Genomic DNA, 25,641 nt, shown 5'->3' with positions numbered 1-25,641 from the left:
TCTATGCTCTTGAATAAGCATAGGGACGAGAGTTAACCCGCGGTTCCACCCTATTTGCTGAAAGTAAAGTCAGCCTCTTTAAATGTGCATTTCAACACATGATTGCTCAGGAACGCCCTTCCTTGGAGTTCTATACCCTAGCTTCCACCATCCTAGGTTCGCTTTTATAGAAGTTTCTAAGTACTCTTTTCCATCATGGCAACTATTTATTTTAAAGAAAATATTACCTAAAACACAGTAAAAAGTCAACACACCATTCAACATTCATAAAAGATTTCGAAATTGATCCATAGAATTTAAAAACTTTTTTGTTTTTAAATGAAGTCCGGAATATTCATCATAATATGTTGAAATGACCTTTTTTAACTCCGCTTTTGTTTCTGGTTTTACTGAAATATTGCCTAACCTTGATAAGTCGAAATAATAAAATAAGCGCAGTAATTTTACTGTAGCCTGTGAAATTTTCAATTGATAGGGATCCTTTTCCAAGCAACGATGGCAGATTAACCCGCCTTCTCGAATGGAAAAAGAAAAATGCCCGTCTGTACTGCCACAAACGGAACATTGATTTAATGTTGGATACAATCCTAGTCCATTTAACATTTTCATCTCATAAATATTCATTAAAACATCAGGGTCGTAACCTTCATTTAAATAATTTAATGTTTGAAATAACAATTCAAAATGATAAGGATTTGGCTTTCGGTCCTCTGTACATTTATCCGTTAATTCAACAATATAACTCGCATATGCCGTTAAAAATATATCTTCACCAATTGAACGCAATGAAGTAACCAACTCGCCCTGCTGTAAACTCCCAAGGCCAGTACCCTTTTGGATAAGAAAATATCCATGTGTAAAAAGCTGGGTAATAGAGGATAGCCGGCTGTTAGGTTTTTTTGCTCCTCTAGCCATAACGCCAACCTTCCCCCATTCCCTGGTATATATGGTTACAATTTTATTTGTTTCACTGTAATCAGTCGTTCTAATGATGATTCCTTCACATTTCTGAAGCATGATATCACCATCCAATGGATGCGAAAGACGTGCTTATGAAATGGGAAAATCAAGTTCCGCTAGATCTTCATTCTGATTTCCGGGTATTTCTTGGTTTTCCTTCTCAAGCTCTTTAAAGAGAAGATATGTGTCAATATTACCTGTTTGGGTAAATACTTTCCACGTAAAATCCATCATCGAAAACCCCACCTTTCATTATTTAGACTAGCCTTAAATATCCCAAACCTTACACTTATCATAGCCTGCCTTTGCCAAAATCATAAGACGAAAAATTTGTTAATGTTGTCCATGCATAATTTGATTGAAAGGATAATATTTTAGTTAGGGTGATTCGTTCAATATTCATCTTCATTAAAGCCAAAATCGCGAAGCTGGGACATTTTATTCCGCCAATCTTTTTGGACTTTTACCCATAATTCTAAAAATACCTTTGACCCAAGGAGATTTTCAATATCCACCCGGGCACGTTTACCAATTTCCTTGAGCATACTGCCTTGTTTTCCAATAATAATCCCTTTTTGCGAGTCTCTTTCAACTATAACGGTTGCCATTACATTAATAATATCTTTCCCCGCTGGACGTTCAATTTTATCAAGAACGACTGCGATGGAATGAGGGATTTCTTCTCTTGTTAAATGAAGCGCTTTCTCTCTTATCAACTCTGTAATAATAAACCTTTCCGGATGGTCAGTTACTTGATCCGCTGGATAATATTGCGGTCCTTCCGGCAAATATGTCTTTATTTGTTCCAAAAGACGTTCGACATTGTTTCCTTCAAGGGCTGAAATTGGAACAATCTCTTTAAACGGATATTTTTCTTTATAAGACTCAATAATCGGCAATAAATTATCAGGGTGAATTTGATCAATTTTATTAATCACAAGAAAAATCGGTGTGTTGACAGTTTGGAATTTTTCAAGAATAAATTCCTCGCCACGGCCAAATCCTTCTTCTGCATTTACCATAAATAAAACTAAATCCACTTCTTTTAGTGTATTTTGAGCAACCTTCATCATAAAGTCGCCTAATTTGTGTTTTGGTTTATGAATACCAGGTGTATCGATAAAAACCATCTGGGTATCATCAAGTGTGAGCACACCTTGAATTTTATTTCGAGTCGTCTGCGGTTTGTCACTCATAATGGCAATTTTTTGACCAATAACTCGATTTAGAAATGTTGATTTTCCTACATTTGGCCTTCCTATGATGGAAATAAACCCTGATTTATAGCCTTTGTTTTCGTTCCAATTATTCAGCATGCAGATCCTCCTGTGAAAAAGCACCAGGAAGTAAGTCTTCCACTGTAATTTCTAAAGTATCACCTTTTAGATTCGTTAATACGACTTTCATGTCCCTAGGGCATAGCTCAGAAATAACTTGGCGGCATGCACCACAAGGAGAGCATGGACGGTCAGTATCTGCGACAACTGCCAACAATTGAAAATCCCGATCTCCTAACGCATAGGCACTAAAAAGGGCCGTTCGCTCAGCGCAATTACACATGCTATATGCAGCGTTTTCGATATTACAGCCATGATAAACTTTTCCATCAGTTGTCAGCAGTGCAGCACCAACACCAAATTTTGAATAAGGAACATAGGCTTTTTCTCTTGCTTTTTTTGCTTCTTCAATTAGTTGCTGAATGTTCACAAATCTTCTTCCTTTCAAGCAGGAAATTTCTGCTTACTTTATTTTACCTCATTTTCCAATTAAAATCATTACTTGTAGCAAAAACGTAATAAAAAAATTTAGAATTTTCCCAAAAGTCAATTATCTGTAAACATCTGTACAATTCCCACTATTTTTTTAAGAACAGTTGAAAAAGTTTACGAAAATAACTCTCGGATATATGGAAAAAATACAATGATTCCAATGATAACCGAAAAAATGGCATAAAGGAAGACAGCACCCGCAGCAAGGTCCTTAGCTTGTTTGGCAAGCGGGTGATATTCCTCCGTCACAAGGTCAACAGCACGCTCAATTGCTGAATTGATTAGCTCTAAGGCAAACATGCCGCTAATTGCTAAAATGATAAACAGCCATTCCATTCTCGTTATCGAAAAGAAAAATGATCCTCCGATTACAAGGAAAGAAAAAAGGAGATGAATCCGCATATTTCTTTCAGCTATTATAGCTGTCCTAATCCCTTCTATTGCAAAAGCAAAGGAACGTAGTAATGGAATTGTTTTACCCTTACCTCGTGAGTCCATATTCATCTAAAATTCCCTTTTGCAGCGTAAACATTTCCTTTTCATCTTCCTCCGTCATATGATCATAGCCTAATAAATGCAAAAATCCATGAACGGAGAGGAAACCAAGCTCCCGTAAAAAGGTATGCCCATATTCCTCAGCTTGTTCCCTTGCTTTTGGAATCGAGATGATAATATCACCCAAAACGCGTGGCATTTCCATGCCTGCTAATTCAATTTCCCCTTCCCCAGGCTCCTCCATTGCAAAGGATATGACATCTGTTGGGGAATCTTTATGGCGATATTCACGATTTATTTCTTGTATCCTGTCATTCAAAACAAATGTTACAGAAACTTCGCTTCCATCTTCGATCTTCTGTTTATCAGCAGCAAAGTTTAACAGATTTTCAATCTCTTTGATTTGTTCATCAGACAATTCATTCGTTTCATCTAAAAAATCAATCACTAAATTCATGCTTGCTTCACCTTCTTAGTCATTTCTGGATACTCAATTCTCGAGTGAAAAATCCCCTTCAATGTTTCACATAAAGTATGGGTTACCGCTTCAAGTTCTTTTAAAGTTAAATCACATTCATTTAACTGCCCATCCTGGAGACGATCCGCGACAATCTTTTTAACAAGGGATTCGATTAATAGTGGAGTAGGCTGTGTAAGAGAGCGGACAGCGGCCTCGACACTATCGGCAATTCCAACGATAGCCGATTCTTTTGTTTGTGCTTTTGGACCAGGATAACGAAAATCCTCTTCCTTAGGTTCCTCTTCATTTTGCAGTGCCTTATGGTAAAAGAACTTTAGTAATGAGGTTCCATGATGTTGTTCTGCAATATCGATAATTTCTTTTGGCATATGATATTTCTTTAATTCATTGGCCCCATCCGTCACATGGGCAATAATGATATTCGCACTTTTTTCCGGCGGCAGTTTGTCATGCGGGTTTTCAAGATGCATTTGATTTTCAATAAAAAAGTTTGGCCTCCGTGTTTTCCCAATATCATGATAATAACTACCGACCCGTGCTAACAAACCATTTGCCCCAATCGCTTCACAGGCTGATTCTGAAAGGTTCGCTACCATGACACTATGATGATAAGTACCCGGTGCTTCCATTAATATTTTTCTTAAAAGCGGATGATTCGGATTTGATAATTCTATCAGCTTCATGGTTGTAAGAATCCCAAAACTAGCTTCAAATAAAGGGAGCAAACCAATGGTTAAAACAGCAGAGGCAATGCCTGAAACGAGTGCAGTTAAAAAGTAATACCCATATTCCAGACCGGAAAATTGGCCATTTGGAAGAAACATTAACGCCCAAATCGTGATAAGATTGACACCTGCTGTAATCGAACCGGCCTGTAATATTTTTGACCTCTGGTTATGAGAACTTAAGAACAAAATTCCTGCAAGTGAACTAAAAAGAATATAAATTCCTTCTGAAAAATTTAAGGTTCCAGTTACACCTTCATTGAAGACAATACTGCCGCAAACCGCCAAAATAATCGATGTTAGAATCGCAAGCTTTTCATCAATTAAAATCTTAATCAGCATCCCGCCCATTGCTGCCGGGAATAAATAGCCAATCCCTGAATAATTAAAGATTTGCAGCATGCTAATGACCTTTAAAATAAAGATGGACAGGACAAAAATAATCCCAAACAAAAGCAGATTTGTCTGACGTTTTTCCTGCTGGGTTTTTGTTTGATAAAAATAATAGTTAACAGCTAAGAGAATAATGGTAATCAGAATAAATAATCCCAGGAATGGTTTATAAGATTTTTCATTATCTAATAAACCGACAAGTTTTAACTGCCGATAAATTTCCTGATTAATTAATTCCCCTTCCTCCACGATAATTTGCCCTTGAAGGATTTTCACAGATTCCACACCTTCTGCAGCCTGCTTTCTTAAATCCTCCGTTGCCACTGGATCGTAAAATTCATTCTGCACAACTGCATATCTGCCGAGCTCTATGGCTGCACTTTTAAGGTTATCATTCAAAGTCGAATACTTTAATTCCTCTTCCACCCTTTTTTTGGCATTCTCCACATCATTCGTAGAAATTCTTTTGGTCATAACATTATTAATCGCGGTAACGGTTAAATCCTTGGTGATCGAGAGTTCATCTTTATCAGCCTGTACCAGTGCAGTAAAAACAGAATCAGGTAAATCCTTGGTAACATTTTCAGTTAAATTATCCTTTAACTTTGACACCTTTTCAGAAACACTAGGCTCTTCGTCATGAGTGGTTTTTACGTCATTCTCTTTTTTTGTGCTCTTACTTTCCTCATCATTAATTTCTGAAGCCGTATCAAAAATGGAGGTAATTAAATCCACTCTGTTTTGCGTATATTCCTTTTTTAGAGTATAGACATCCTGAACTTGGTCCACCGCTTCTTGCCGCTTAATTTCTGTACTTTTCTTATCCTCAATGGTCGCAGGAGATCGTATTGTTTTTTCAGCAACAGAAAACAAACTTAAGTCCAATTTTTCAGGTTTTACATTACTGTACATCGAAGCATATAAAGCTAATCCTAAAACAAGAAAAAATAATACACGAAAAAACGTATAATCTAACAGCTTACGTATTCGAATAAAATGTTGCTGCATTTTTTCCATCTTTATCCTCCCTAGAAGACCCAAATGCAAGGTTTCTTTACCATTATTATGGGTTTTTAAAACCATAAAAATCAAATCAGTATGTACGTTTCATTTTAATCGGATAAAATTTTGTCAATAACTAGCTGTTTTTCTTGATTCAAGCTTTATGTAAAATGATAACAGTTTTTACGATAAGTTTCATCTGCAAAATAGAATGGATTAATCATTATAACAAAATAAAAAAAAGGGATAAACCCATTTTTTAAGGTCTATCCCCATTTTTAATGTTTTACTGTTTTCTTTTCATATGCTTCAATGATCCTGCCTACCAATGGATGACGGACAACATCACTTTGCTCTAAGAAAATAAATGAAATGCCCTTAACATTTAATAAAATTTCCTCCGCAACAATTAAACCCGATTTAACCCCTTTTGGAAGGTCAACCTGTGTTTGATCTCCGGTAATAACCATTTTCGAACCAAATCCAAGACGGGTTATAAACATTTTCATTTGGGCATTCGTTGTATTTTGGGCTTCGTCTAAAATAACAAATGCATCTTCTAATGTCCGTCCCCTCATATAAGCAAGCGGGGCGATTTCAATTGTACCACGCTCAATCAGCCTTCCGGTATGCTCTGCTCCCAAAACATCATGAAGCGCATCATACAGCGGCCTTAAATACGGATCAACTTTTTCCTTTAAATCACCGGGTAAAAATCCTAAGCTTTCACCCGCTTCAACAGCAGGCCGGGTTAAAATAATTTTATTTACTTGACCATTTTTTAGCGCGTTGACAGCCATGACGACTGCTAGGTAGGTTTTACCTGTACCTGCCGGACCAATTCCAAACACAAGGTCATTCTTCTTAATTGCTGTTACATACTGCATTTGACCAATTGTTTTAACCCGAATCGATTTTCCTTTTACTGTCCTGGCAATTTCTTCATCATAAATATTGACGAAGTACTCTAGTGTACCTTTTTCAGCCATGCGAAGGGCATACAGAACATCCCTTTGGTTAATGTTTATTCCTTTACGAATTAATACAACTAATTTGTCAAGAACCTGTCCCGCTAGAATAACCTTTTCTTCATCCCCAGATAAGCTAACAGATTCCCCTCTAGTGACGACTGAAACATTTAATTCTTGTTCGATAATTTTAATATTAGCATCTGCATTTCCTAAAAGCGCAATCGCCTCATTTGGATTTTCCAGCTGCATATTGATTGTTTTTAGGTTTACTGTCATTCATGTATCTCCTTGGTTATTGGTTGTCCGATTGCTATATTTTCGATTATCTTAAAATGGATATCTAGTATAACTTTACCATTCTTAATTGACTTGTGTAAAATTTTTTCGTCCTTTATAATAGCATCTTCATCTAAATGACTTTTTATTTCTTTTTTAGCCATTTCAAGTGCAATTTGTTCAGCTTGTTTTACAGTATAACTTCTTTTAATTTCTTCACGTTCACGGAGAGTTTTGTTAACAAAGGAAACAGGCAATTCCCATTTTAAAAAGTGAATTTTGTGATCATTCGTTTCTGTTTCATATTCCTTAAATTCCGGCTTTCCAAACCCCCATACAGGAATTTCAAAATTTCCTACCTTTACAAAATGTTTCTCCTTTTCCTTACCGTTGAAAACAGTAAAATTGGTTTCAAAGGGGAGTTCTACGTGACTTTTATACCACGTCTCTCCCCATACCTCTCCTTTTGCAGCAATTGCTTTTGTTTTGCCTTCCATCCCGATTTCACCTGAAACCAGTAATTGACCCCGCTCAACATGATCATTGATATTAACGACTTGTTGTCCATCTTCTACATACATTTTAGCAATGATAGCTTTCTTCTTAGCGACTAAATTCCTAGGGGCAAATGTTTTAGGCTTCTTTGGCTCATTTTTTTCAACCACTTGAAAGTGATAGGTTGTCCCGTTCAACTCCACACCGACCCATGTAAGGTCGTTGATATTGTTAGTCAGCCTTCTTTGAATACCTTCCACGTTATCAACAAAGAACTGTAGTTTGCCAATTTTCACCCCCATCTTGTCCAATTCTTTACGAATTTTGTGCTCTGTTGCAGGCTTAGCTCCTTTAATTTCAATTCCCCATATAACATTGGATAACACTAAAATGATAAGTAAAAACAAAGCAGCTCCTGCCAAAAAGCCGCTGTTTTTTAATAATCTTTTAAATATAAACGGAACACCGCTCCGCTGTAAGAAACTGATGGAACATTCACTTTTTCGGGCAAACCTTCTTATTTTTAGTGCATCCTGCAGCCTCATTTTAAACGTAATCGTTTCAGTTCCATGCCTTTTAACATTCCAAACGAGCAGGCCATTTCTGCTTAGTACATTTAAGAATCTTTCAATTCCTCTCCCCGTAACCTTTACTGTAACTCTGCCAAATAAAAATTCAATCCATTGGTTTTTCATTTTGTTCCTCCCGGATTTTCAGTTATATAGATGACCTGATCAATTCTTCCTTCCAATAAAATCTCTTCAGGTAAAATGGTTTTAATCACGAAGGACTTACCTTTTATCAAAAGCTGCCCTTGTTTTAAGAGCAGGCGGAGTTCTTTATCAGTAAAGGTCAATAAACCTTTATGGTTCTCGATATAGATATGAATCTGACCAATCATCGTGATACGGGGTAAATCCATCATGACATCTTGAGGAAGATCCATATTCTTTGTCATCCAATTCCGGACAAGTTGCCCCCATTTTTTTGCCATAAAAAAAGAACCCCCTTTCATCTCATATTTATGAAATGTAAGGAGGTTCTAGCACATCTTTTTCCTTTTCAAAACCAGGTTTATTATTTTAGCGTCTTCTTGAATAAAACGGTCTTTTTGCTCTAGGAGCACTCAAGATCTCCGACCAGATGATTCCATTAATTAAGGTTTGCGCATCAGGACTATCTGAAATTAATTCATTATGATCTTCTTTATCCAATGCCTGGGGCTTCAAATCTTCAGCTCTTTGCCTCTCATGCACCCTGCTGACCCCAGTGGCGATCGATTCAGCTTCTTGCTTAATTTGGTTATAGTTGATTTCGATATTCCGCGGAGTGACTGTAGGTTCTTCTATTCTGTTAATAGATTTTTCTTGTTTTGGCGTAACTTTTTCCGAAAAAAGTTCACGAAATTCATCAAATTGATTAAACGTGAAAGATTTATTTTTTGATGGTGTCCTACTTGCTTTTGCCTTTCCAAAAACGGATGACAGAACACCGATAATAATCAAAAAAATAATGGTTTCCATGACCGGTCCTCCTTAAATTATTCCGTATGGATGGCGGCCGTTTTAGCGATCGTCTTTTTTATCACCCGTTATCTTGCCTATCGATCCTCTCATATCCGTATCCGCTGAGATATTTTTAATATTCATATAGTCCATAACCCCAATATTTCCAGACTTAAGCGCTTCGGCCATAGCAAGCGGTACTTCCGCCTCAGCCTCGACCACCTTGGCCCTCATTTCCTGGACTTTTGCCTTCATTTCTTGTTCTTGGGCAACAGCCATAGCCCGTCGTTCTTCCGCTTTTGCCTGGGCAATTTTCTTATCCGCTTCCGCTTGCTCCATCTGAAGTTCCGCACCAATATTTTTACCAATATCAACATCCGCAATATCAATGGAAAGAATTTCGAAAGCTGTTCCAGCATCTAGTCCTTTAGATAAAACGGTTTGCGAAATGGAATCAGGGTTTTCTAACACTTTACTATGGCTTTCAGAGGAACCAATGGTTGATACAACCCCTTCCCCTACACGTGCCACGACCGTTGCCTCACCTGCCCCCCCGACAAGACGCTCTATATTGGCCCGAACGGTAATTCTTGCTTTGGCTTTAACTTCAATCCCATTCATTGCGACACCCGCGATAAAGGGGGTCTCAATCACTTTAGGATTGACACTCATTTGCACAGCCTCTAACACATCACGGCCCGCAAGATCGATGGCTGCGCAGCGTTCAAACGATAATTCAATATTAGCCCTGTGTGCGGCAATAAGGGCGTTTACAACCCTGTCAACGTTTCCTCCGGCCAGATAATGGCTTTCAAGCTGATTGGTCGTTACGTTTAACCCCGCTTTGTGAGCCTTTATTAACGGATTAATTACCTTGCTTGGCGTTACCCTTCTAAGTCTCATTCCAACCAGTGTAAAGATGCTTACACGTACACCGGCAGCAAGTGCTGAAATCCAAAGCATCACAGGAACAAAGGATAATAAAATCCCTAAGAAAATGAGTGCGACAATAATAATTGCAATGACAAAAATCGTTCCGCTTGGCATAATGAAACAACCTCCTAATTATTTAATTTCTCTCACAACTATACGTGCTCCCTCAACCTTAATGACCTTTATTTTTGCATGTTGATCAATAAAGCCTCCTTCGCTGACCACATCCACCCGTTCAGTGTTAAAAATGGCAGTACCAGCCGGGCGTAAAATGGTGAGAGCTGTCCCTTCCATGCCCAAAAGGTCTGTTCGATTGATATTAGAGACATACCCATCCTCTTTTCTTGCTGAATCAAAGAGAATCATTTTATTAAAGAGAACAAGTTTTTTACCAAAAATTTTGATCATAATAAAAAACATCAAAATCGAAAAGAATAAAGCGATTAAAATGGAGATGCCCATTTGCAGGGTGTCTCCGCCAGCTAAGAAAAGACTGAAGATAAGCGCTGCCAAACCAAGAGTCCCGGAGATTGCCCCCGGCAGAAATAATTCTAAAAATATGAGGATAATTCCGGCAACAAAAAGGACAAATGACCCAACACCAGCAAGTCCGGCGAGATAATGTCCGTAAAAAAATAATAGGAGTGCAAACACACCAATAAACCCAGGTATCCCAAATTTGGGAGAAAAAAGTTCCATGACAATACCAACACCAGCGATGGTTAATAGAACGGTTATGACAATTGGATCCGTAAGAAAAGCAGCCAATGAAATCCCCCCTTCTCTATCTATTGCTATATTTACGTTCGACATTGGTTAAAGTTTCACCTTCTAAATGTTTTTCTCGTATTAAAATAAGGTTTCTTTTCCCTTATAGGTGAAAAATCCTTTCCATCGGGCAATGCAACCTCGTTTCTTTTCCCTTAAACAAGCAAAACGCGTTTCTAAAGTTACTCAACTGAATATATTTAAACATAAAATAAAAACCGCAGGCATTAAATGCCTGCGGCTTTGATGTCAGAATAATTATGAAAGGTGTTGTTGTACAAGTTTATTTACAAGTGACCCATCTGCTTTACCTTTTACCTTCGGCATAATCGCAGCCATCACTTTTCCCATATCCGCTTTTGATGTTGCACCGGTTTCAGCGATTGTCTCTTTTACAATATCCGATACCTCTTCGTCAGTAAGCTGTTTTGGCATATACAACTCGACGATCGATAGTTCCGTGCGCAATTTATCAACAAGGTCTTCGCGACCTGCTTTATCAAATTCATGGAGGGAGTCTTTGCGTTGTTTTACTTCGCGAGAAAGTACTGTTAACTCTTGTTCTTCAGACAGCTCACTTGAACCGAGCTTAATCGCTTCATTTTGCAGTGAAGCTTTAACCATCCGAATCACACTGAGTTTGTCTTTTTCCTTGTTTTTCATTGCTTGTTTCATTTCGTTATTTAAACGCTCGAGAAGACTCATAAATTACACCCTCTCTTAGAACTTACGTTTTCTTGCTGCTTCAGACTTCTTCTTACGTCTTACACTTGGTTTTTCGTAGAATTCGCGCTTTCTTGCCTCTTGCAAAGTACCTGTTTTTGATACAGTACGTTTGAAGCGACGAAGAGCATCTTCAAGCGATTCGTTTTTACGAACGACGGTTTTAGACATTCTCTTTCCCTCCCTCCGAAACACAACACACTTACATTCAATCCATGTACCTTGCAATTATAATATAACCTTGAAACAAGGTCAATATTAATTACAGGTGCTTATCCAAGCTTTTTAATTTTTTATTCATAATGGACAAGAATAATTAATGAAAATATGGTTTAATTTTTCTCTAAAAGTGGCATGTCCTAACAATCTTGGCCATAGAATGAAGCAAGGGGGCCTAAAGACATGCTATACATCATATTATTTGTTCTTTGTATTTTATTATTTGTATTTGGAATGACCGTTATAAGGTTTGGATTATTCAATTTATCTGCAGAAAAATTGAGGACATGGCTGATTAAATTAACGAGGACCCCTTTAAAAGGAATGGTAACCGGGACATTTATCACGGCCCTGCTCCAAAGCAGTTCTGCCGTCATGGTCATCACAATTGGATTGATTTCGGCAAGGATTATGACCTTCCCGCAATCGATTGGGATTATCTTAGGAACAAATATTGGAACAACCTTTAAGACTGAGTTAATTACTTTTGATATAGATGCTATTTTAGCACCATTAGCAATTTTAGGCGCCTTTCTAATCATCCTTAAAAATCGAAAGGCGAGAAGCATCGGGATGCTTTTATTCGGAATTGCTTCTGTGTTCACGGCAATGAAAGGATTTGAATTATTAGCACATCCTTTAACATCGCTGAGCTATATAAATAAATTTATTCTTTCAATTAATGATCATGTTTTTCTTAGTTTGCTTACCGGAACATTCATTACAGCTATAATTCAATCCAGCACCGCCATGACGGGGATTGCAATGGGATTTTTAACAGCCGGGCTCCTTCAGCTCGACGCCGGAATTGCCATCATGCTTGGTGCCAATATTGGGACTTGTATTACAGCTATAATTGCTTCCATTGGGGGTGGTAAAGAGTCCAGGCTTGCGGCATATGCCCATGTATGGCTGAATGTCTTTGGGGTTGCACTGTTTATCCCGCTCATCCCTTATCTATCCGAACATGCAGACCTGCTGGCCAGCCATAAAGATGTACAACTTGCACATATTAGCGTGATCTTTAATGTGGCTACTTCCATTATTGTTTTGCCGTTTGCGACAAAATTTGGAGAAATGATTTTATATTTACATGGAAAAAAAGCTTAAAAAGACGGCTATAGGGTTCCGTTTTCGGATGCATTTTTATTAAAAGGCATAAGAATTGACGTATGAATTGGCATACGTCTTTTTCTTTATTTATCAAGGTTAATACGAAATTTCATTAACTTTGATATAGCAATTGACATCTTTATTATGATGGATAATAAATATTGTACAATTAAAAAATAAAGTCAAAACTTCTGTCATTTGCAGCACCGTTTATAGATTGGGGGATTAGGTTAACACCCGATCAGATAAATAGACGAACCAATTTCGCTTAATTAGAAATTTTCATACAAAAAGCTTTAAATAAACGAAGATTTTTCGCCTATTGACTCGAAAAACGTGAAAATGGGGGATTTTGCTTTGCATACTCGGAAAATCTTCCCTTATTTACCCCGAAATGAACTCCATTCTTCATTTAACCGAAAAATCTTCGCTTATGTTACTTTTGCTGGTTACTAGATTAAGGACGAGACCTCTTATTTAAAAAGGAGTGGGTTTTACCCAAAAATCTAAGAGAACCTCAAAGTGATGCATTACGGGAAGGGGTTTTTGTATTCCTAATGAAGAAACTCGCCATTATGGCGAGTTTAACTTTTTAATTTACCAATAACGATGCCAATACGACTGTCATTTCGGCAGGTATTTTAAGAAAAGCACCTCAAAAAGGAAACCTTTAAAAGACGGCCGCGGCCGTCTTTTTTAATAGGAGCTTGTTTCGGTTAGCCCTTTAAGAATGGCAACACCTGAGCTTGCTCCAATTCTTGTTGCACCCGCCTCAATCATTTTCAGTGCATCTTCAGTGCTTCTAACCCCGCCGGATGCTTTTACACCCAGTTCCGGACCCACAGCCTGCCTCATCAACGCAATATCCTCTATTGTAGCTCCACCGGAAGAAAAACCTGTAGAGGTTTTTACAAAGTCAGCACCAGCTTGAACGGCAAGCTGGCAGGCACGAATCTTCTCTTCCTGAGTTAAAAGACTTGTTTCAATGATTACCTTAGTTAACGCCCTTGCTTCTGCAGCATCCACAACAGCCCGAATATCACTTTCCACTAATTGGTCGTTATGGTCCTTTAATGCCCCAATATTAATAACCATATCAACTTCATCAGCACCGTGGTCAATCGCATTTTTTGTTTCAAATGCCTTTGTTTCGGATGTTGTGGCTCCTAATGGAAAGCCAATCACCGTACAAACCTTAACATCACTTCCATTTAATAAATCACTACAAGTTTTTACCCATGCTGGATTCACGCAAACGGAAAAAAATTTATACTCTTTTGCCTCTTGGCAAAGAGTTTCAATTTGTTGCCTCGTTGCATCCGGTTTTAACAAAGTATGATCAATCATTGCAGCGATCTTGACAGTTGTCATTTGTTTGCTCCCTTCACGATTCAATGGATATGGCGAAGTAAAATGAAATCTGCTGCTGAATATAGGATACCCCTTTCAAAGAAAAAAGGACCCGAATATAGGGTCCTTACATGGCAGCTTCTTCTTCTATAAACAATTCTTTTACTGGAGTATCCTCAACGATCCGAACGAATTGCCCTTGATTATAAGGGTATGCAGCTTTCGTAATTTTCACTTTTACAATTTTCCCAACCATTTCTTCTGTTGCCTGAAGTACAACTTTTAAATAATTATCTGTATATCCAACATATAAACCGGAATTTGGTTCCTCTTTATATTCTTCTTCCGGTATGACTTCAAGAACATCGTCTTCAAATTGTGAAGCATATTCCTTCGCCAATTGATCAGAAAGAGTAATGAGACGGTGAACCCGCTCATTTTTAACTTCCTCATCGATTTGATCTTCCATTCGTGCAGCAGGAGTACCAGTCCTTTTAGAATACGGGAAGACATGGAGTTCAGAGAATTTATGCTCCTTAATAAAATGATAAGTCTCCATAAACTCTTCTTCTGTTTCACCCGGGAAACCAACAATTACATCAGATGTAACAGCTAGACCTGGAAGTACTTCCTTTAAACGATCCAATCTTTCAGCGAAAAATTCCATCGTATATTTCCGGCGCATCCGCTTTAAGACCGTATTCGATCCGGACTGAATCGGAATATGCAAATGGCGGACAATAATATTTGAATATTTAATGACTTCAATGACTTCGTCAGTGATTTGACTTGCCTCAATCGATGAAATACGAAGGCGTTTTAATCCTTTCACCTGCGCTTCTAAATCACGAAGGAGCGCTGCAAGGTTATAATCCTTCATGTCCTCTCCGTAACCGCCGGTATGAATACCTGTCAACACGATTTCTTTATAGCCGGCATCCACAAGCTGCTGTGCCTGATGAATGACTTCTTTTGGATCACGTGATCTCATTAAGCCGCGTGCCCATGGAATAATACAGAAGGTACAAAAATTATTGCAGCCTTCTTGGATTTTTAAGGAAGCACGTGTTCGATCTGTGAATGAAGGTACATCCAGTTCCTCATAAACACGGCTTTTCATAATGTTCCCTACGCCATTAATTGGCTGACGCTCTTTTTTATACTGCTCAATATAACCAAGCATTTTAATCCGGTCCTGTGTTCCCACGACAATATCCACCCCGGGAATGGCCATAATTTCTGCCGGGGATGTTTGTGCATAACAACCGGTGACACATATAACAGCATCTGGATTTTTCCTTACAGCTCTTCTAATCACTTGTCGGCTTTTTTTGTCACCCGTGTTTGTTACCGTACAAGTGTTAATCACATATACATCGGAAATCGCTTCGAAATCGACCCGTTCGTAACCTTCTTGTTTAAATAACTGCCAAATGGCCTCAGTTTCATAATGATTTACCTTACATCCAAGTGTATGAAACGCGACTGTTGCCATTAGAACTCACCTCATTAATTCAAAATGATAGGAAATCGCCGCAAGTGAATATAACGGCGCCGTTTCCGTTCGTAAAATTCGCGGACCCAATCCGCAAATAGAAAAACCATTTTCTTTTAAAAGCCGAACCTCTTCCTCCGTTAATCCACCTTCTGGTCCAAAAACAAATAAAAGTGATTGACCATTTTCCATTTTTTGAAGAGTGGAAGAAAAAATCGAAGTTTCTCCACTTCGGCTTTCTTCTTCATATGCAACTAATTTATAGTCAAAGTTTTTGCTTTCCGCAAGCAAATTTTTAAAGCTCACCAAGTTGGATACTTCTGGTAAAATAGCACGATGGGATTGTTCCGCAGCTTCTTTGGCAATCTTTTGCCATCTCTCTATTTTTTTCGCTGCTTTTTTTTCATCCCATTTTACAACGGACCTTGCCGCTGAAAAGGGCATAAATTTATGGGCACCAAGTTCAGTCCCCTTTTGAATAATCCACTCCAGCTTGTCTCCTTTTGGCAGACCGCTGGCGATTGTAATAGAAATCGGAAGCTCAGAATTTTCTTCTTTCCATTGTACAACGTCTGCAACGACTTGTTCATCGGTAATTTCTGCAATTTCACATACAGCCGTTTTCCCCTGCGGGTCCACACATATGAGTTGATCACCAATATGCATGCGCATGACCTTTAAAATATGATGTCGATCTTCGGAATCAATCATAAAACGATTTCCGTTTGCTCGGTCTTTAACAAAGTAGCGTTGCACACGATGCACCCTCTTTAAAAACATTTTACTCTTTATTTTACTAAAAAAATATTGATTTTTAAAGCCATGAAATTAAAAAAAGGAGTCTAAGCTCCTTTTTTATCCATTATACCCTTCTAGCAATTAGCGCAACCCAATCTTCCATTAAAATCGTTTCTGTTATTTCAAAGCCAGACTCAACAAGAGCCTCTTTGACCTGGTCTTTCTTTTGCTGAATAATGCCGGATGCGATAAAGCACCCACCTGGTTTTAAGACCTTTGCCACATCATCGGTAAACCTTAGTATCACTTCAGCTAAAATATTAGCCACAACGACATCCGCAGAAGTCTCTTCCACACCATCAAGCAAATTATTTTGCGAAATAGAGACAGGCTCACTCACCTTATTCAGCTTGATATTCAATTTAGCTTGGGTAACTGCGACTTCATCAAGATCATAAGCCCTGACGTCATGAGCACCAAGCATGGCTGCTGCGATACTTAATACGCCGGAACCTGTACCAACATCAATTACTCTGTCACCTTGCTTAACGGTTCTTTCTAGAGCCTGTATACACATAACGGTTGTCGGGTGTGTTCCAGTTCCAAATGCCATCCCAGGGTCCAATTCAATGATTAGTTCATCACTGCTCACTGGAGTGTAAATTTCCCATGTTGGAACGATCGTGAATTTCTCAGAAATTTTTACTGGATTATAATACTTCTTCCAGGCGGTAGCCCATTCTTCTTCATTCACTTCACTGATGGTCACCTTATTTAAGCCAATATCAATATTATAAATAATCAAATTATTGATTGATTCCTTAATGGCATCCACCGTTTCCCCTAAAAAACTATTTACAGGTAAATACGCTTTGACAATTACCCCTTCCTCCGGATAATCGTCGGGATTAAGTTGGTAGATTTCCCCGAATTGGTCTTCCCTCTCCTTTGTCAGCTCAAATGGATCTTCAATGACTACACCGCTCGCTCCGGCCTCATGCAATATATGAGAAATCGGTTCGACTGCCTCATTTGTTGTATGGATACTAATTTCGGACCATTTCATACTACCAACTCCAATCCTTACTCACCTTTAAAGGCACGTTTTACTTTAGAGAAAAAACTTTCTTCATGTTCACCAATTGGTGCATTTCCACTAATATCAGCAAACTCGCGAAGAAGCTGCTTTTGTTTATCATTCAACTTGGTCGGCGTAATGATTTTGACAATGATATGTTGATCACCAACACCATAGCCGCGAACATTTGGAACACCTTTTCCTTTTAAGCGGAACTGGGTTCCTGTTTGAGTTCCTGCAGGCACTTTTAGCTTAACCTTTCCATGCAGAGTAGGGACTTCAATTTCATCCCCCAATGTCGCTTGAACAAAGGTAATTGGCATTTCACAATAAATGTCATCGCCATCTCTTTCAAAAAACTCATGGTCACGCACATGGAAAACTACATAAAGATCTCCCGCTGGACCTCCATTAATACCCGCTTCTCCTTGACCAGCCATCCTTAATTGTTGGCCATCATCAATACCAGCAGGGATTTTCACATGGATTTTTTTCCGTTTTTTCACTTTTCCTGTTCCGCCGCAGGTTGAACATTTATTTTTAATCTCTTTCCCCGTTCCATTACAATAATGACATGTCCGACGATTAACAATTCGGCCGAACGGAGTATTCTGTTCAACATTTAATTGACCTGTTCCATGACAATGGTTACAAGTCTCCGGCTTTGTTCCCGGCTTAGCACCGGAACCGCTGCAGGTTCCACATGTTTCCTCGCGGGGAATTTCAATATCGGTTTCTTTACCAAACGCTGCTTCCTCAAAAGTTACCGTCATCGTGTACTGAAGGTCAGCACCCTGCCTTGGAGCATTTGGATCTCTTCTTCTAGAACCGCCGCCGCCAAAGAACGTATTAAAGATATCCTCAAATCCGCCAAAGCCGCCTCCGAAATCAGCTCCGCCGCCAAATCCTTGATTTGGATCAGTATGGCCGAATTGATCATAGTGCGCCTTTTTTTGATCATCACTTAATACTTCATAAGCTTCAGCTATTTCCTTAAATTTATCCGCTGCATCCGGCTCTTTATTAATATCTGGATGATATTTTTTGGAGAGCTTACGGTATGCTTTTTTTATTTCATCCTTTGAAGCACTCTTACTAACTCCCAGCACCTCATAGTAATCCCGTTTACTCATGATTTCCACTCCCGAAACATTTACATAAAGGTTATTTTAACACTCTAAAGATTTATATTGCAAGAATAAAAAGCTTAATGTCCATATAATAAATAATCAAAGAAAAAGCCAAAGCCGCTCGACTGACTTTGACCTTTTCCATATGTTCTCTTTCATTTATTACTTATCGTCTTTTACTTCTTCAAATTCTGCATCTACTACATTGTCATCTTTACCGCCAGCGCTTGAGCCTTCTGCTCCTTGCTGTGCCTGTGCTTGCTTCGCAGCTTCTTCGTAAAGCTTAACAGATAAAGCCTGAACAATTTCTTGTAATGCATCTTTTTTGCTGCGGATTTCATCCAAATCATTTTTTTCAATGGCTTGTTTCAATGCATCCTTGGCATCATTTGCTTTTGCCACTTCAGCAGCATCGACTTTGCCTTCAAGGTCTTTTAACGTTTTTTCCGCTGTAAAGACAAGCTGGTCTGCTTCATTGCGTAGCTCTACTTCTTCTTTTCGTGTCTTATCCGCTTCAGCGTTTTCTTCTGCTTCTCTCACCATTTTTTGAATTTCTTCATCAGAAAGGCCAGTAGAAGATTTAATCGTAATTTGCTGTTCCTTATTAGTACCAAGATCTTTAGCACGGACATTTACAATACCGTTTTTATCGATATCGAATGTTACTTCGATTTGCGGAATTCCACGTGGTGCTGGTGGAATATCAGATAACTGGAATCTTCCCAATGTTTTATTATTCGCTGCCATTGGACGCTCACCTTGAAGAACATGAATGTCAACAGCAGTTTGATTGTCAGCTGCAGTAGAGAATACTTGAGATTTAGATGTTGGGATTGTTGTGTTACGGTCGATTAACTTGGTAAACACCCCGCCCATAGTTTCAATACCAAGGGATAAAGGAGTTACGTCTAGTAATACTACGTCTTTTACATCCCCAGTAATAACGCCACCTTGGATAGCAGCCCCCATTGCCACGACTTCATCAGGGTTAACACCGCGGTGCGGCTCTTTTCCAGTAGCTTTCTTAATCGCTTCCTGAACAGCTGGAATTCTTGTTGAACCCCCAACTAGGATGACCTTATCAATTTCAGATGGAGAAAGGCCCGCGTCACTTAGTGCCTGACGAGTAGGTCCCATTGTACGCTCTACAAGTGATGCTGACAATTCTTCAAATTTCGCTCTAGACATCGTTACTTCTAAATGAAGCGGTCCAGCAGCACCCGCCGTAATAAATGGCAGGGAAATTTGTGTTGAAGTAACACCTGATAAATCTTTCTTTGCTTTTTCAGCAGCATCTTTAAGGCGCTGAAGAGCCATTTTATCTTGAGAAAGATCAATTCCGTTTTCTTTTTTGAATTGTTCTACAAGATAATCAATAATGACTTGGTCAAAATCATCACCGCCGAGGCGATTGTCACCAGCCGTTGCTTTAACTTCAAATACACCGTCTCCGAGTTCAAGAATGGAAACGTCAAAGGTACCGCCGCCAAGATCATAAACAAGAATCGTTTGATCTTGATCCGTTTTGTCTAAACCGTACGCTAAAGCGGCAGCAGTTGGTTCGTTGATAATACGTTCAACTTCTAGACCGGCAATTTTCCCTGCATCCTTTGTTGCTTGGCGCTCTGCATCATTAAAGTATGCAGGAACAGTAATAACCGCTTTTGTTACTGGCTCGCCAAGATAATCTTCTGCATAAGATTTTAAGTATTGAAGGATGATGGCTGAAATTTCTTGTGGAGTATAGCTCTTTCCTTCCACATCCTCTTTATGAGTAGTACCCATATGGCGTTTAATTGAAATAATCGTATTAGGGTTTGTAATTGCTTGGCGTTTTGCCACTTCCCCTACTTGGCGTTCACCATTTTTAAATGCTACAACAGATGGAGTCGTACGGTTTCCTTCTGGATTTGGAATAACTTTTGGCTCGCCGCCTTCAAGTACAGCAACACATGAGTTTGTTGTACCAAGGTCAATACCAATAATTTTACTCATTGCCTTTTCCTCCTAAAATAATATGTAGGCTTATTGATTTACCTTTACCATTGATGCGCGAATCACTCGGTCTTTTAATAAATAACCTTTTTGGAACTCCTCAATGATAATATTTGAACCATAGTTTTCGTTTGATTCCTGCATCACAGCCTGATGCAAATGTGGATTGAACTCTTTTTCAACTGTTTCAATTGGTTCCACGCCTTCATTTTTCAAGGCGTCCACTATACCACGGTAAATCATATCCATACCTTGAAGCAGTGACTTTGCCTGTTCATTGTCCACTTCCACTTTCATGGCTCTTTCAAAATTATCCAATGCAGGCAATAAATCTGTGATTAGCTTTTGTGCTCTATATTTTTCGCTCGCTTCTTGATCCAATCTAGAACGACGGCGGAAATTATCAAAATCAGCTTGAAGCCTTAGATAACGGTTATCAGCTTCATCTAATTTGTTTTTCAATCCCTCTATTTCTTTTAAAAGGTCCTGAACGGTTGTTTCACCTGTTGTCCCTTCCTCAGCAAACACAGTCTCTGCTGTATTTTCCTCAGTAAGTTCTACCTTTTGATTTGCTTCTTGTGCCTGTTTAGCCATTTCTTCATTCATCGTATTTTGTTTCTCGTTCGTCAACTTACTCACCTCCCTTAAAGCATTTAACATCATTTATTAAAATATCCCAATTCATGGTAAGAGGGGCGAAACACTAGGAAATTTCACCCTTACTCAATATTACCAGTGCTAATTGTTTTGATACAGTTTCGTAAGGACTGAACTTAAATCCTTACTAAGCAACTGAAGTAAACTAATGACACGTGAATATTCCATGCGGGTCGGGCCGAGGATGGCGATCGTCCCTAATTTTTCCGCCCCAACAGAGTAGGTAGCCGTAATCAGGCTGCAATTCTCCATTGCACTAATTTCATTTTCACGGCCGATTTTGACATTTAGCCCTTCCGATTCTTTTCTGATTAGGTTATAAAGCCAATCTTCCTGATCAATCATAGTTAACAAACCGCGAATTTTGGATAGATCGTGAAATTCAGGCTGACTTAACATATTGGTTTTACCGCCCAAGAAAAGTTTTTCATTCACAGGCATTTTCAAGGATTCAGTGATCGTCTTCATCATAAAATCGTAATTATGAATATGCTGTTTCAGTAACAGGGCAACTTCTTTATAAATTTTACCGGTTAATTCCTCAAGAGGAACATTCGTCAGCCGTTCATTTAGAATATTAACGGTTTTTTCTAAATCACTCGCATCAACAGAAGGAGGCAAATAAAAAGTACGATTTTCTACATGTCCTGTATCCGTAACAAAGATAGCAACTGCTGTTTCTTTATTTAATGGGATAATTTGAATTTTCCTAAGTTTATTAATACTTGCCGCCGGTCCTAGGACAATCGACGTATAATTCGTTAATTCAGATAGTATTTTTGCAGATTTTTGAATGATCTTTTCAAACTCAAAAATTCTCTCTGCAAAAAGCGATTGAATAATGGAAACATCATGCTGATTTAGCTTTTGTGGTGAAAGCAAATGATCCACATAATAACGATAACCTAATTCTGATGGAACTCTGCCTGATGAAGTGTGAGTTTTTTCTAGAAAGCCTAAATCCTCAAGGTCAGCCATTTCATTCCGAATCGTTGCCGAACTAAACGAAATTTCTTCCTTCTTCGATAAACTTCTTGAGCCAACAGGTTGTGCAGATCGAATAAAGTCATCAACAATCACCTTAAGAATTAACAATTGACGATCTGTTAACACACGCATCACCTCTGTTAGCACTCATAACCATCGAGTGCTAATTCTACTAATAAATTATCAAAAAGGGGGGAAGGTGTCAATCATTTGCAATCGAAAAGAAGAAACACCTTAGGGCTAAACAACTCCCAAGAACGATTGAAAAACTTCATTTCCTAAAAATCGTCCCTCTTTCGTTAAAAAGATATATTCATCGTTGATTTCCAGCCACTTTTTGTTTATTAAATCCTCTATTTCTTTCCGAAACAACTCAAGAGGATTTTTTCCAAACTTGGATGTAAATTTAGATATGGAAACACCTTCTGTTTTTCTTAAACCTAAAAACATTTCCTCTTCCATTTGTTCCACAAACGATACAGGATGTTCTTCAAGGACTGGAAGATTTCCATGATTTATTTGATCGATATATTTTTTTAAAGGGCCTATGTTGGATCGTCTGACCCCAGTTACATAACTGTGTGCTCCTGCTCCAAATCCATAATAATAGTCGTTATTCCAATAGGTAAGATTGTGCCTGCTCTCATAGCCTGGAATTGAAAAATTGCTGATTTCATATTGTTTAAAACCATGTTTGTCCATTTCCTCCATCATTAAATCATACATCGCAGCCTCCGTATCTTCCCCTGGGGTTGGCAGCTTGCCTTTTTTCAAAAGATTATAAAAAACAGTCTTTGGTTCAATGATTAAGGAGTAAGCTGAGTAATGGGTAATATCTAAAGAAAAAGCCTCTGTTAAAGTTTCTTTTAAATCCGTAATAGTCTGCGACGGCAGGCTAAAGATTAGGTCAACGCTGATATTCTCAAAACCAACCTCTTTTGCATTTACAACTGATTGGAAAACATCCTTTGCCTGATGTACTCTGCCGATTTTCTTTAACAGCTCATTATTAAAGGTTTGAACACCAAGACTGATTCGATTAACCCCTGCATCCTTTAATATTTGTAATTTTTCCCTTGTTAAGTCCCCTGGATTCGCCTCAAAGGTGAACTCGTAATTTTCACCTATTGGCAGGTTCTGATTTATATTTTCACAAAATCGATAAAGCTGTTGCTCGTTTAACGAAGTCGGTGTCCCTCCCCCAACAAAAATCGTGTCTATTTTTTTCGTTGGGAATTGTTCTACGGTCAGTATCATTTCTTTATTAAGGGCATCCAAATATTCATCAACCGGCTGACCTTTTAAAAACACTTTATTAAAATCACAATAATGACAGATATGCTCACAAAATGGGATATGAAAATAGGCTGCACTAATCATTTTTTCACCTTCAATTTTAGTAACAAAAAGAGGTTAGACTTGCCTGATACCAGACAGATCCTAACCTCCTGTTCATTTATTTTTTTGTATTGTTGTCGTCCATTTTTAGTACCGCCATAAAGGCTTCTTGCGGTACTTCAACAGATCCAACCTGTTTCATCCGTTTTTTACCTTCTTTTTGCTTTTCCAAGAGCTTACGTTTACGAGAAATATCTCCGCCATAACATTTAGCTAATACGTTTTTACGCATTGCTTTGATTGTGGATCGTGCAACAATTTTTTGACCAATTGCCGCTTGAATAGGCACTTCAAATTGCTGTCTTGGAATTAACTCCTTCAGCTTTTCAACAATGACTTTCCCACGTTCATAGGCAAAATCTTTATGGACGATGAAGCTTAATGCATCGACTTTTTCCGTATTTAATAATATGTCCATTTTTACCAGACTGGATGGTTTATAACCAATCAGTTCATAATCGAAAGATGCATAACCCCGGGTACTTGATTTCAACTGGTCAAAGAAGTCGTAAACAATTTCGGCCAATGGAATTTCATAAATGATACTGACCCGGTTTTCTCCCTGGTATTGCATATCAACGAAAATTCCACGTTTTAACTGGCAAAGTTCCATAATCGCACCAACATAATCGTTCGGAGCCATCATCGTTGCTTTTACATACGGCTCCTCGACGCGGTCAAGTTTTTGCGGTTCCGGCATGTTGGACGGATTATCTACATTCAATTGTGTTCCATCTGTCATATAAACATGATAGATAACACTCGGCGCAGTTGTGATCAAATCGATTTTAAATTCACGTTCAATCCGTTCCTGAATGATTTCCATATGAAGAAGTCCTAAAAAACCGCAACGGAAGCCAAAGCCCAGTGCCTGTGAGGTTTCAGGTTCGAATTGAAGGGCAGAGTCATTTAATTGAAGTTTTTCAAGTGCTTCCCTAAGGTCATTAAATCTGGCAGTATCAATTGGATAAAGTCCACAATACACCATTGGATTTAGTTTACGATAACCTGGCAGCGGCTCAACAGCGCCATTTTTTGCATTTGTGATGGTATCCCCGACACGGGTATCGCCAACATTTTTAATCGATGCAGTCAAAAAGCCGACATCACCAACGGTTAATTCGTCGAGCATCATAGCCTTTGGAGTAAACACACCTACTTCATTTACTTCAAATTCTTTTCCAGTAGCCATCATTTTAATTTTATCGCCAACCTTGACGGATCCTTCTACCACACGAATATAGGCAACAACGCCGCGATAGGCATCGTAAAGAGAGTCAAAAATAAGGGCTTTTAATGGCGCTTCAGGGTCTCCAGTTGGTGCTGGTACTGTTTTTACCACTTGTTCGAGGATTTCTTCGATTCCGATTCCTGCTTTTGCAGAAGCTAAAACAGCCTCAGATGCATCTAAGCCAATAACTTCTTCAATTTCATTACGAACTCTTTCAGGCTCAGCACTCGGCAAGTCAATTTTATTAATAACAGGTAAAATTTCAAGATTGTTATCCAAAGCAAGGTATACGTTTGCAAGTGTCTGTGCTTCAATTCCCTGGGCAGCATCAACGACTAATACCGCGCCTTCACAGGCAGCAAGGCTTCTTGATACCTCATAGGTAAAGTCGACGTGTCCCGGTGTATCAATCAAATGGAAAATATATTCTTCTCCATCTTTTGCTTTGTATTTTAATTGTACAGCATTTAACTTTATCGTAATTCCGCGCTCACGCTCGAGGTCCATTGAATCTAAAAGCTGATCTTTCATCTCGCGGGATGATAATGCATTCGTTTTTTCTAAAATTCGGTCTGCTAACGTTGATTTCCCATGGTCAATATGGGCAATAATTGAAAAATTTCTAATCTTTGATTGTCGTTTGAGTTTGTCTTCTCTGTTCATGGTCGTTCACTCCTACTATACTCGCACAAGTACACTATTTTTGATTATAGCAGTAGGATAATCAAGATTCAATGAAAAGTGAAAATAGAAA

At 38.6% G+C, this 25,641-nt stretch carries 26 protein-coding genes and 1 other annotated feature; of the genes, 1 reads left to right on the top strand and 25 read right to left on the bottom strand.

Going from position 1 to position 25,641, the window contains the following annotated elements:
• Window positions 1-18: 18 nt before the first annotated feature.
• Window positions 19-206: a binding site (T-box leader), on the bottom strand.
• A 58-nt stretch (window positions 207-264) separates the two neighbouring features.
• The 15 genes from recO to rpsU all read right to left on the bottom strand — a co-directional run bounded on the left by recO (window position 265) and on the right by rpsU (window position 11,667).
• Window positions 265-1,017, bottom strand: coding sequence for a DNA repair protein RecO (gene recO / locus M028_RS0101975; protein ID WP_026572419.1), 753 nt, complete (start codon window positions 1,015-1,017; stop codon window positions 265-267).
• Window positions 1,018-1,050: 33 nt separating this feature from the next.
• Window positions 1,051-1,194, bottom strand: coding sequence for a YqzL family protein (locus M028_RS31810; RefSeq protein WP_081810619.1), 144 nt, complete (start codon window positions 1,192-1,194; stop codon window positions 1,051-1,053).
• A 158-nt stretch (window positions 1,195-1,352) separates the two neighbouring features.
• Window positions 1,353-2,276, bottom strand: coding sequence for a GTPase Era (gene era, locus M028_RS0101965; protein WP_026572418.1), 924 nt, complete (start codon window positions 2,274-2,276; stop codon window positions 1,353-1,355).
• The gene (locus M028_RS0101960; RefSeq protein WP_026572417.1) at window positions 2,266-2,667 is read right to left on the bottom strand and encodes a cytidine deaminase; all 402 of its coding nucleotides are present in this window, start codon (window positions 2,665-2,667) and stop codon (window positions 2,266-2,268) included. The genes era and M028_RS0101960 overlap by 11 nt, the downstream gene beginning before the upstream one ends.
• Before the next feature lie 176 nt (window positions 2,668-2,843).
• Window positions 2,844-3,233, bottom strand: coding sequence for a diacylglycerol kinase family protein (locus tag M028_RS0101955; RefSeq protein WP_026572416.1), 390 nt, complete (start codon window positions 3,231-3,233; stop codon window positions 2,844-2,846).
• Window positions 3,211-3,681 carry an rRNA maturation RNase YbeY gene (gene ybeY, locus M028_RS0101950; protein WP_026572415.1) on the bottom strand — a complete coding sequence of 157 codons (471 nt, stop codon included), beginning with the start codon at window positions 3,679-3,681 and terminating at the stop codon, window positions 3,211-3,213. The genes M028_RS0101955 and ybeY overlap by 23 nt, the downstream gene beginning before the upstream one ends.
• The gene (locus M028_RS0101945) at window positions 3,678-5,840 is read right to left on the bottom strand and encodes an HD family phosphohydrolase (protein WP_026572414.1); all 2,163 of its coding nucleotides are present in this window, start codon (window positions 5,838-5,840) and stop codon (window positions 3,678-3,680) included. The genes ybeY and M028_RS0101945 overlap by 4 nt, the downstream gene beginning before the upstream one ends.
• 263 nt (window positions 5,841-6,103) lie before the next feature.
• Window positions 6,104-7,072: a PhoH family protein gene (locus tag M028_RS0101940; RefSeq protein ID WP_026572413.1), complete on the bottom strand. Its 969-nt coding sequence runs from the start codon at window positions 7,070-7,072 to the stop codon at window positions 6,104-6,106.
• The gene (gene yqfD / locus M028_RS0101935) at window positions 7,069-8,262 is read right to left on the bottom strand and encodes a sporulation protein YqfD (RefSeq protein ID WP_026572412.1); all 1,194 of its coding nucleotides are present in this window, start codon (window positions 8,260-8,262) and stop codon (window positions 7,069-7,071) included. Before yqfD ends, M028_RS0101940 begins: the two co-directional genes overlap by 4 nt.
• Window positions 8,259-8,561, bottom strand: coding sequence for a sporulation protein YqfC (gene yqfC / locus M028_RS0101930; protein ID WP_026572411.1), 303 nt, complete (start codon window positions 8,559-8,561; stop codon window positions 8,259-8,261). Before yqfC ends, yqfD begins: the two co-directional genes overlap by 4 nt.
• A gap of 88 nt (window positions 8,562-8,649) precedes the next feature.
• Window positions 8,650-9,090 (bottom strand): hypothetical protein, encoded by a 441-nt coding sequence (locus tag M028_RS0101925; protein WP_026572410.1) that lies wholly within the window; start codon window positions 9,088-9,090, stop codon window positions 8,650-8,652.
• A 42-nt stretch (window positions 9,091-9,132) separates the two neighbouring features.
• Entirely contained in the window at window positions 9,133-10,119 is a 987-nt protein-coding gene (gene floA / locus M028_RS0101920; RefSeq protein WP_165976251.1) for a flotillin-like protein FloA, read from the bottom strand.
• 18 nt (window positions 10,120-10,137) lie between these two features.
• Window positions 10,138-10,773 carry an NfeD family protein gene (locus M028_RS29225; RefSeq protein ID WP_155925397.1) on the bottom strand — a complete coding sequence of 212 codons (636 nt, stop codon included), beginning with the start codon at window positions 10,771-10,773 and terminating at the stop codon, window positions 10,138-10,140.
• Between the two features lie 258 nt (window positions 10,774-11,031).
• Window positions 11,032-11,478 carry a GatB/YqeY domain-containing protein gene (locus tag M028_RS0101910; protein WP_026572408.1) on the bottom strand — a complete coding sequence of 149 codons (447 nt, stop codon included), beginning with the start codon at window positions 11,476-11,478 and terminating at the stop codon, window positions 11,032-11,034.
• A gap of 15 nt (window positions 11,479-11,493) precedes the next feature.
• A complete protein-coding gene (gene rpsU, locus M028_RS0101905; protein ID WP_026572407.1) occupies window positions 11,494-11,667 on the bottom strand; it encodes a 30S ribosomal protein S21 in 174 nt (57 codons plus the stop codon).
• A gap of 231 nt (window positions 11,668-11,898) precedes the next feature.
• On the opposite strand from rpsU, the gene M028_RS0101900 reads away from it, so the two are divergent.
• On the top strand, window positions 11,899-12,825 hold the full coding sequence (locus M028_RS0101900) for a Na/Pi symporter (protein WP_026572406.1): 927 nt from the start codon (window positions 11,899-11,901) through the stop codon (window positions 12,823-12,825).
• 699 nt (window positions 12,826-13,524) lie between these two features.
• On the opposite strand, the gene deoC is transcribed toward M028_RS0101900, so the two are convergent.
• From deoC to lepA, 10 genes are all read right to left on the bottom strand, one after another.
• Window positions 13,525-14,199, bottom strand: a complete 675-nt coding sequence (deoC, locus tag M028_RS0101895; protein ID WP_026572405.1) for a deoxyribose-phosphate aldolase — start codon at window positions 14,197-14,199, stop codon at window positions 13,525-13,527.
• Between the two features lie 106 nt (window positions 14,200-14,305).
• Complete coding sequence (mtaB, locus tag M028_RS0101890; RefSeq protein WP_026572404.1) at window positions 14,306-15,673, bottom strand: tRNA (N(6)-L-threonylcarbamoyladenosine(37)-C(2))-methylthiotransferase MtaB; 1,368 nt, start codon at window positions 15,671-15,673, stop codon at window positions 14,306-14,308.
• Window positions 15,674-15,679: 6 nt separating this feature from the next.
• A complete protein-coding gene (locus M028_RS0101885) occupies window positions 15,680-16,429 on the bottom strand; it encodes a 16S rRNA (uracil(1498)-N(3))-methyltransferase (protein WP_026572403.1) in 750 nt (249 codons plus the stop codon).
• A gap of 106 nt (window positions 16,430-16,535) precedes the next feature.
• Window positions 16,536-17,477 (bottom strand): 50S ribosomal protein L11 methyltransferase, encoded by a 942-nt coding sequence (gene prmA / locus M028_RS0101880; protein ID WP_026572402.1) that lies wholly within the window; start codon window positions 17,475-17,477, stop codon window positions 16,536-16,538.
• 17 nt (window positions 17,478-17,494) lie between these two features.
• On the bottom strand, window positions 17,495-18,622 hold the full coding sequence (gene dnaJ, locus M028_RS0101875; protein ID WP_026572401.1) for a molecular chaperone DnaJ: 1,128 nt from the start codon (window positions 18,620-18,622) through the stop codon (window positions 17,495-17,497).
• Between the two features lie 159 nt (window positions 18,623-18,781).
• Window positions 18,782-20,614, bottom strand: a complete 1,833-nt coding sequence (dnaK, locus tag M028_RS0101870) for a molecular chaperone DnaK (RefSeq protein ID WP_026572400.1) — start codon at window positions 20,612-20,614, stop codon at window positions 18,782-18,784.
• A 30-nt stretch (window positions 20,615-20,644) separates the two neighbouring features.
• Entirely contained in the window at window positions 20,645-21,244 is a 600-nt protein-coding gene (gene grpE / locus M028_RS0101865) for a nucleotide exchange factor GrpE (RefSeq protein WP_026572399.1), read from the bottom strand.
• 108 nt (window positions 21,245-21,352) lie between these two features.
• Window positions 21,353-22,384 (bottom strand): heat-inducible transcriptional repressor HrcA, encoded by a 1,032-nt coding sequence (gene hrcA, locus M028_RS0101860; RefSeq protein WP_026572398.1) that lies wholly within the window; start codon window positions 22,382-22,384, stop codon window positions 21,353-21,355.
• A 114-nt stretch (window positions 22,385-22,498) separates the two neighbouring features.
• Window positions 22,499-23,638 carry a radical SAM family heme chaperone HemW gene (gene hemW / locus M028_RS0101855; protein WP_026572397.1) on the bottom strand — a complete coding sequence of 380 codons (1,140 nt, stop codon included), beginning with the start codon at window positions 23,636-23,638 and terminating at the stop codon, window positions 22,499-22,501.
• Window positions 23,639-23,714: 76 nt separating this feature from the next.
• Window positions 23,715-25,550: a translation elongation factor 4 gene (gene lepA / locus M028_RS0101850; protein ID WP_026572396.1), complete on the bottom strand. Its 1,836-nt coding sequence runs from the start codon at window positions 25,548-25,550 to the stop codon at window positions 23,715-23,717.
• Window positions 25,551-25,641 lie beyond the last annotated feature (91 nt).

This window comes from Bacillus sp. UNC438CL73TsuS30, assembly GCF_000482325.1.
Lineage (GTDB): Bacteria > Bacillota > Bacilli > Bacillales > Cytobacillaceae > Neobacillus.
This window is presented reverse-complemented; position numbering and strand designations above follow the sequence as displayed.

Excerpts from the sequence above, each read along its gene's own strand:
- recO (WP_026572419.1), bottom strand. The coding sequence starts at position 1,017 with ATGCTTCAGAAATGTGAAGGAATCATCATTAGAACGACTGATTACAGT.
- M028_RS31810 (WP_081810619.1), bottom strand. The coding sequence starts at position 1,194 with ATGATGGATTTTACGTGGAAAGTATTTACCCAAACAGGTAATATTGAC.
- era (WP_026572418.1), bottom strand. The coding sequence starts at position 2,276 with ATGCTGAATAATTGGAACGAAAACAAAGGCTATAAATCAGGGTTTATT.
- M028_RS0101955 (WP_026572416.1), bottom strand. The coding sequence starts at position 3,233 with ATGAATATGGACTCACGAGGTAAGGGTAAAACAATTCCATTACTACGT.
- ybeY (WP_026572415.1), bottom strand. The coding sequence starts at position 3,681 with ATGAATTTAGTGATTGATTTTTTAGATGAAACGAATGAATTGTCTGAT.
- M028_RS0101945 (WP_026572414.1), bottom strand. The coding sequence starts at position 5,840 with ATGGAAAAAATGCAGCAACATTTTATTCGAATACGTAAGCTGTTAGAT.
- M028_RS0101940 (WP_026572413.1), bottom strand. The coding sequence starts at position 7,072 with ATGACAGTAAACCTAAAAACAATCAATATGCAGCTGGAAAATCCAAAT.
- yqfD (WP_026572412.1), bottom strand. The coding sequence starts at position 8,262 with ATGAAAAACCAATGGATTGAATTTTTATTTGGCAGAGTTACAGTAAAG.
- yqfC (WP_026572411.1), bottom strand. The coding sequence starts at position 8,561 with ATGGCAAAAAAATGGGGGCAACTTGTCCGGAATTGGATGACAAAGAAT.
- M028_RS0101925 (WP_026572410.1), bottom strand. The coding sequence starts at position 9,090 with ATGGAAACCATTATTTTTTTGATTATTATCGGTGTTCTGTCATCCGTT.
- floA (WP_165976251.1), bottom strand. The coding sequence starts at position 10,119 with ATGCCAAGCGGAACGATTTTTGTCATTGCAATTATTATTGTCGCACTC.
- M028_RS0101910 (WP_026572408.1), bottom strand. The coding sequence starts at position 11,478 with ATGAGTCTTCTCGAGCGTTTAAATAACGAAATGAAACAAGCAATGAAA.
- rpsU (WP_026572407.1), bottom strand. The coding sequence starts at position 11,667 with ATGTCTAAAACCGTCGTTCGTAAAAACGAATCGCTTGAAGATGCTCTT.
- M028_RS0101900 (WP_026572406.1), top strand. The coding sequence starts at position 11,899 with ATGCTATACATCATATTATTTGTTCTTTGTATTTTATTATTTGTATTT.
- deoC (WP_026572405.1), bottom strand. The coding sequence starts at position 14,199 with ATGACAACTGTCAAGATCGCTGCAATGATTGATCATACTTTGTTAAAA.
- mtaB (WP_026572404.1), bottom strand. The coding sequence starts at position 15,673 with ATGGCAACAGTCGCGTTTCATACACTTGGATGTAAGGTAAATCATTAT.
- prmA (WP_026572402.1), bottom strand. The coding sequence starts at position 17,477 with ATGAAATGGTCCGAAATTAGTATCCATACAACAAATGAGGCAGTCGAA.
- dnaJ (WP_026572401.1), bottom strand. The coding sequence starts at position 18,622 with ATGAGTAAACGGGATTACTATGAGGTGCTGGGAGTTAGTAAGAGTGCT.
- dnaK (WP_026572400.1), bottom strand. The coding sequence starts at position 20,614 with ATGAGTAAAATTATTGGTATTGACCTTGGTACAACAAACTCATGTGTT.
- hemW (WP_026572397.1), bottom strand. The coding sequence starts at position 23,638 with ATGATTAGTGCAGCCTATTTTCATATCCCATTTTGTGAGCATATCTGT.
- lepA (WP_026572396.1), bottom strand. The coding sequence starts at position 25,550 with ATGAACAGAGAAGACAAACTCAAACGACAATCAAAGATTAGAAATTTT.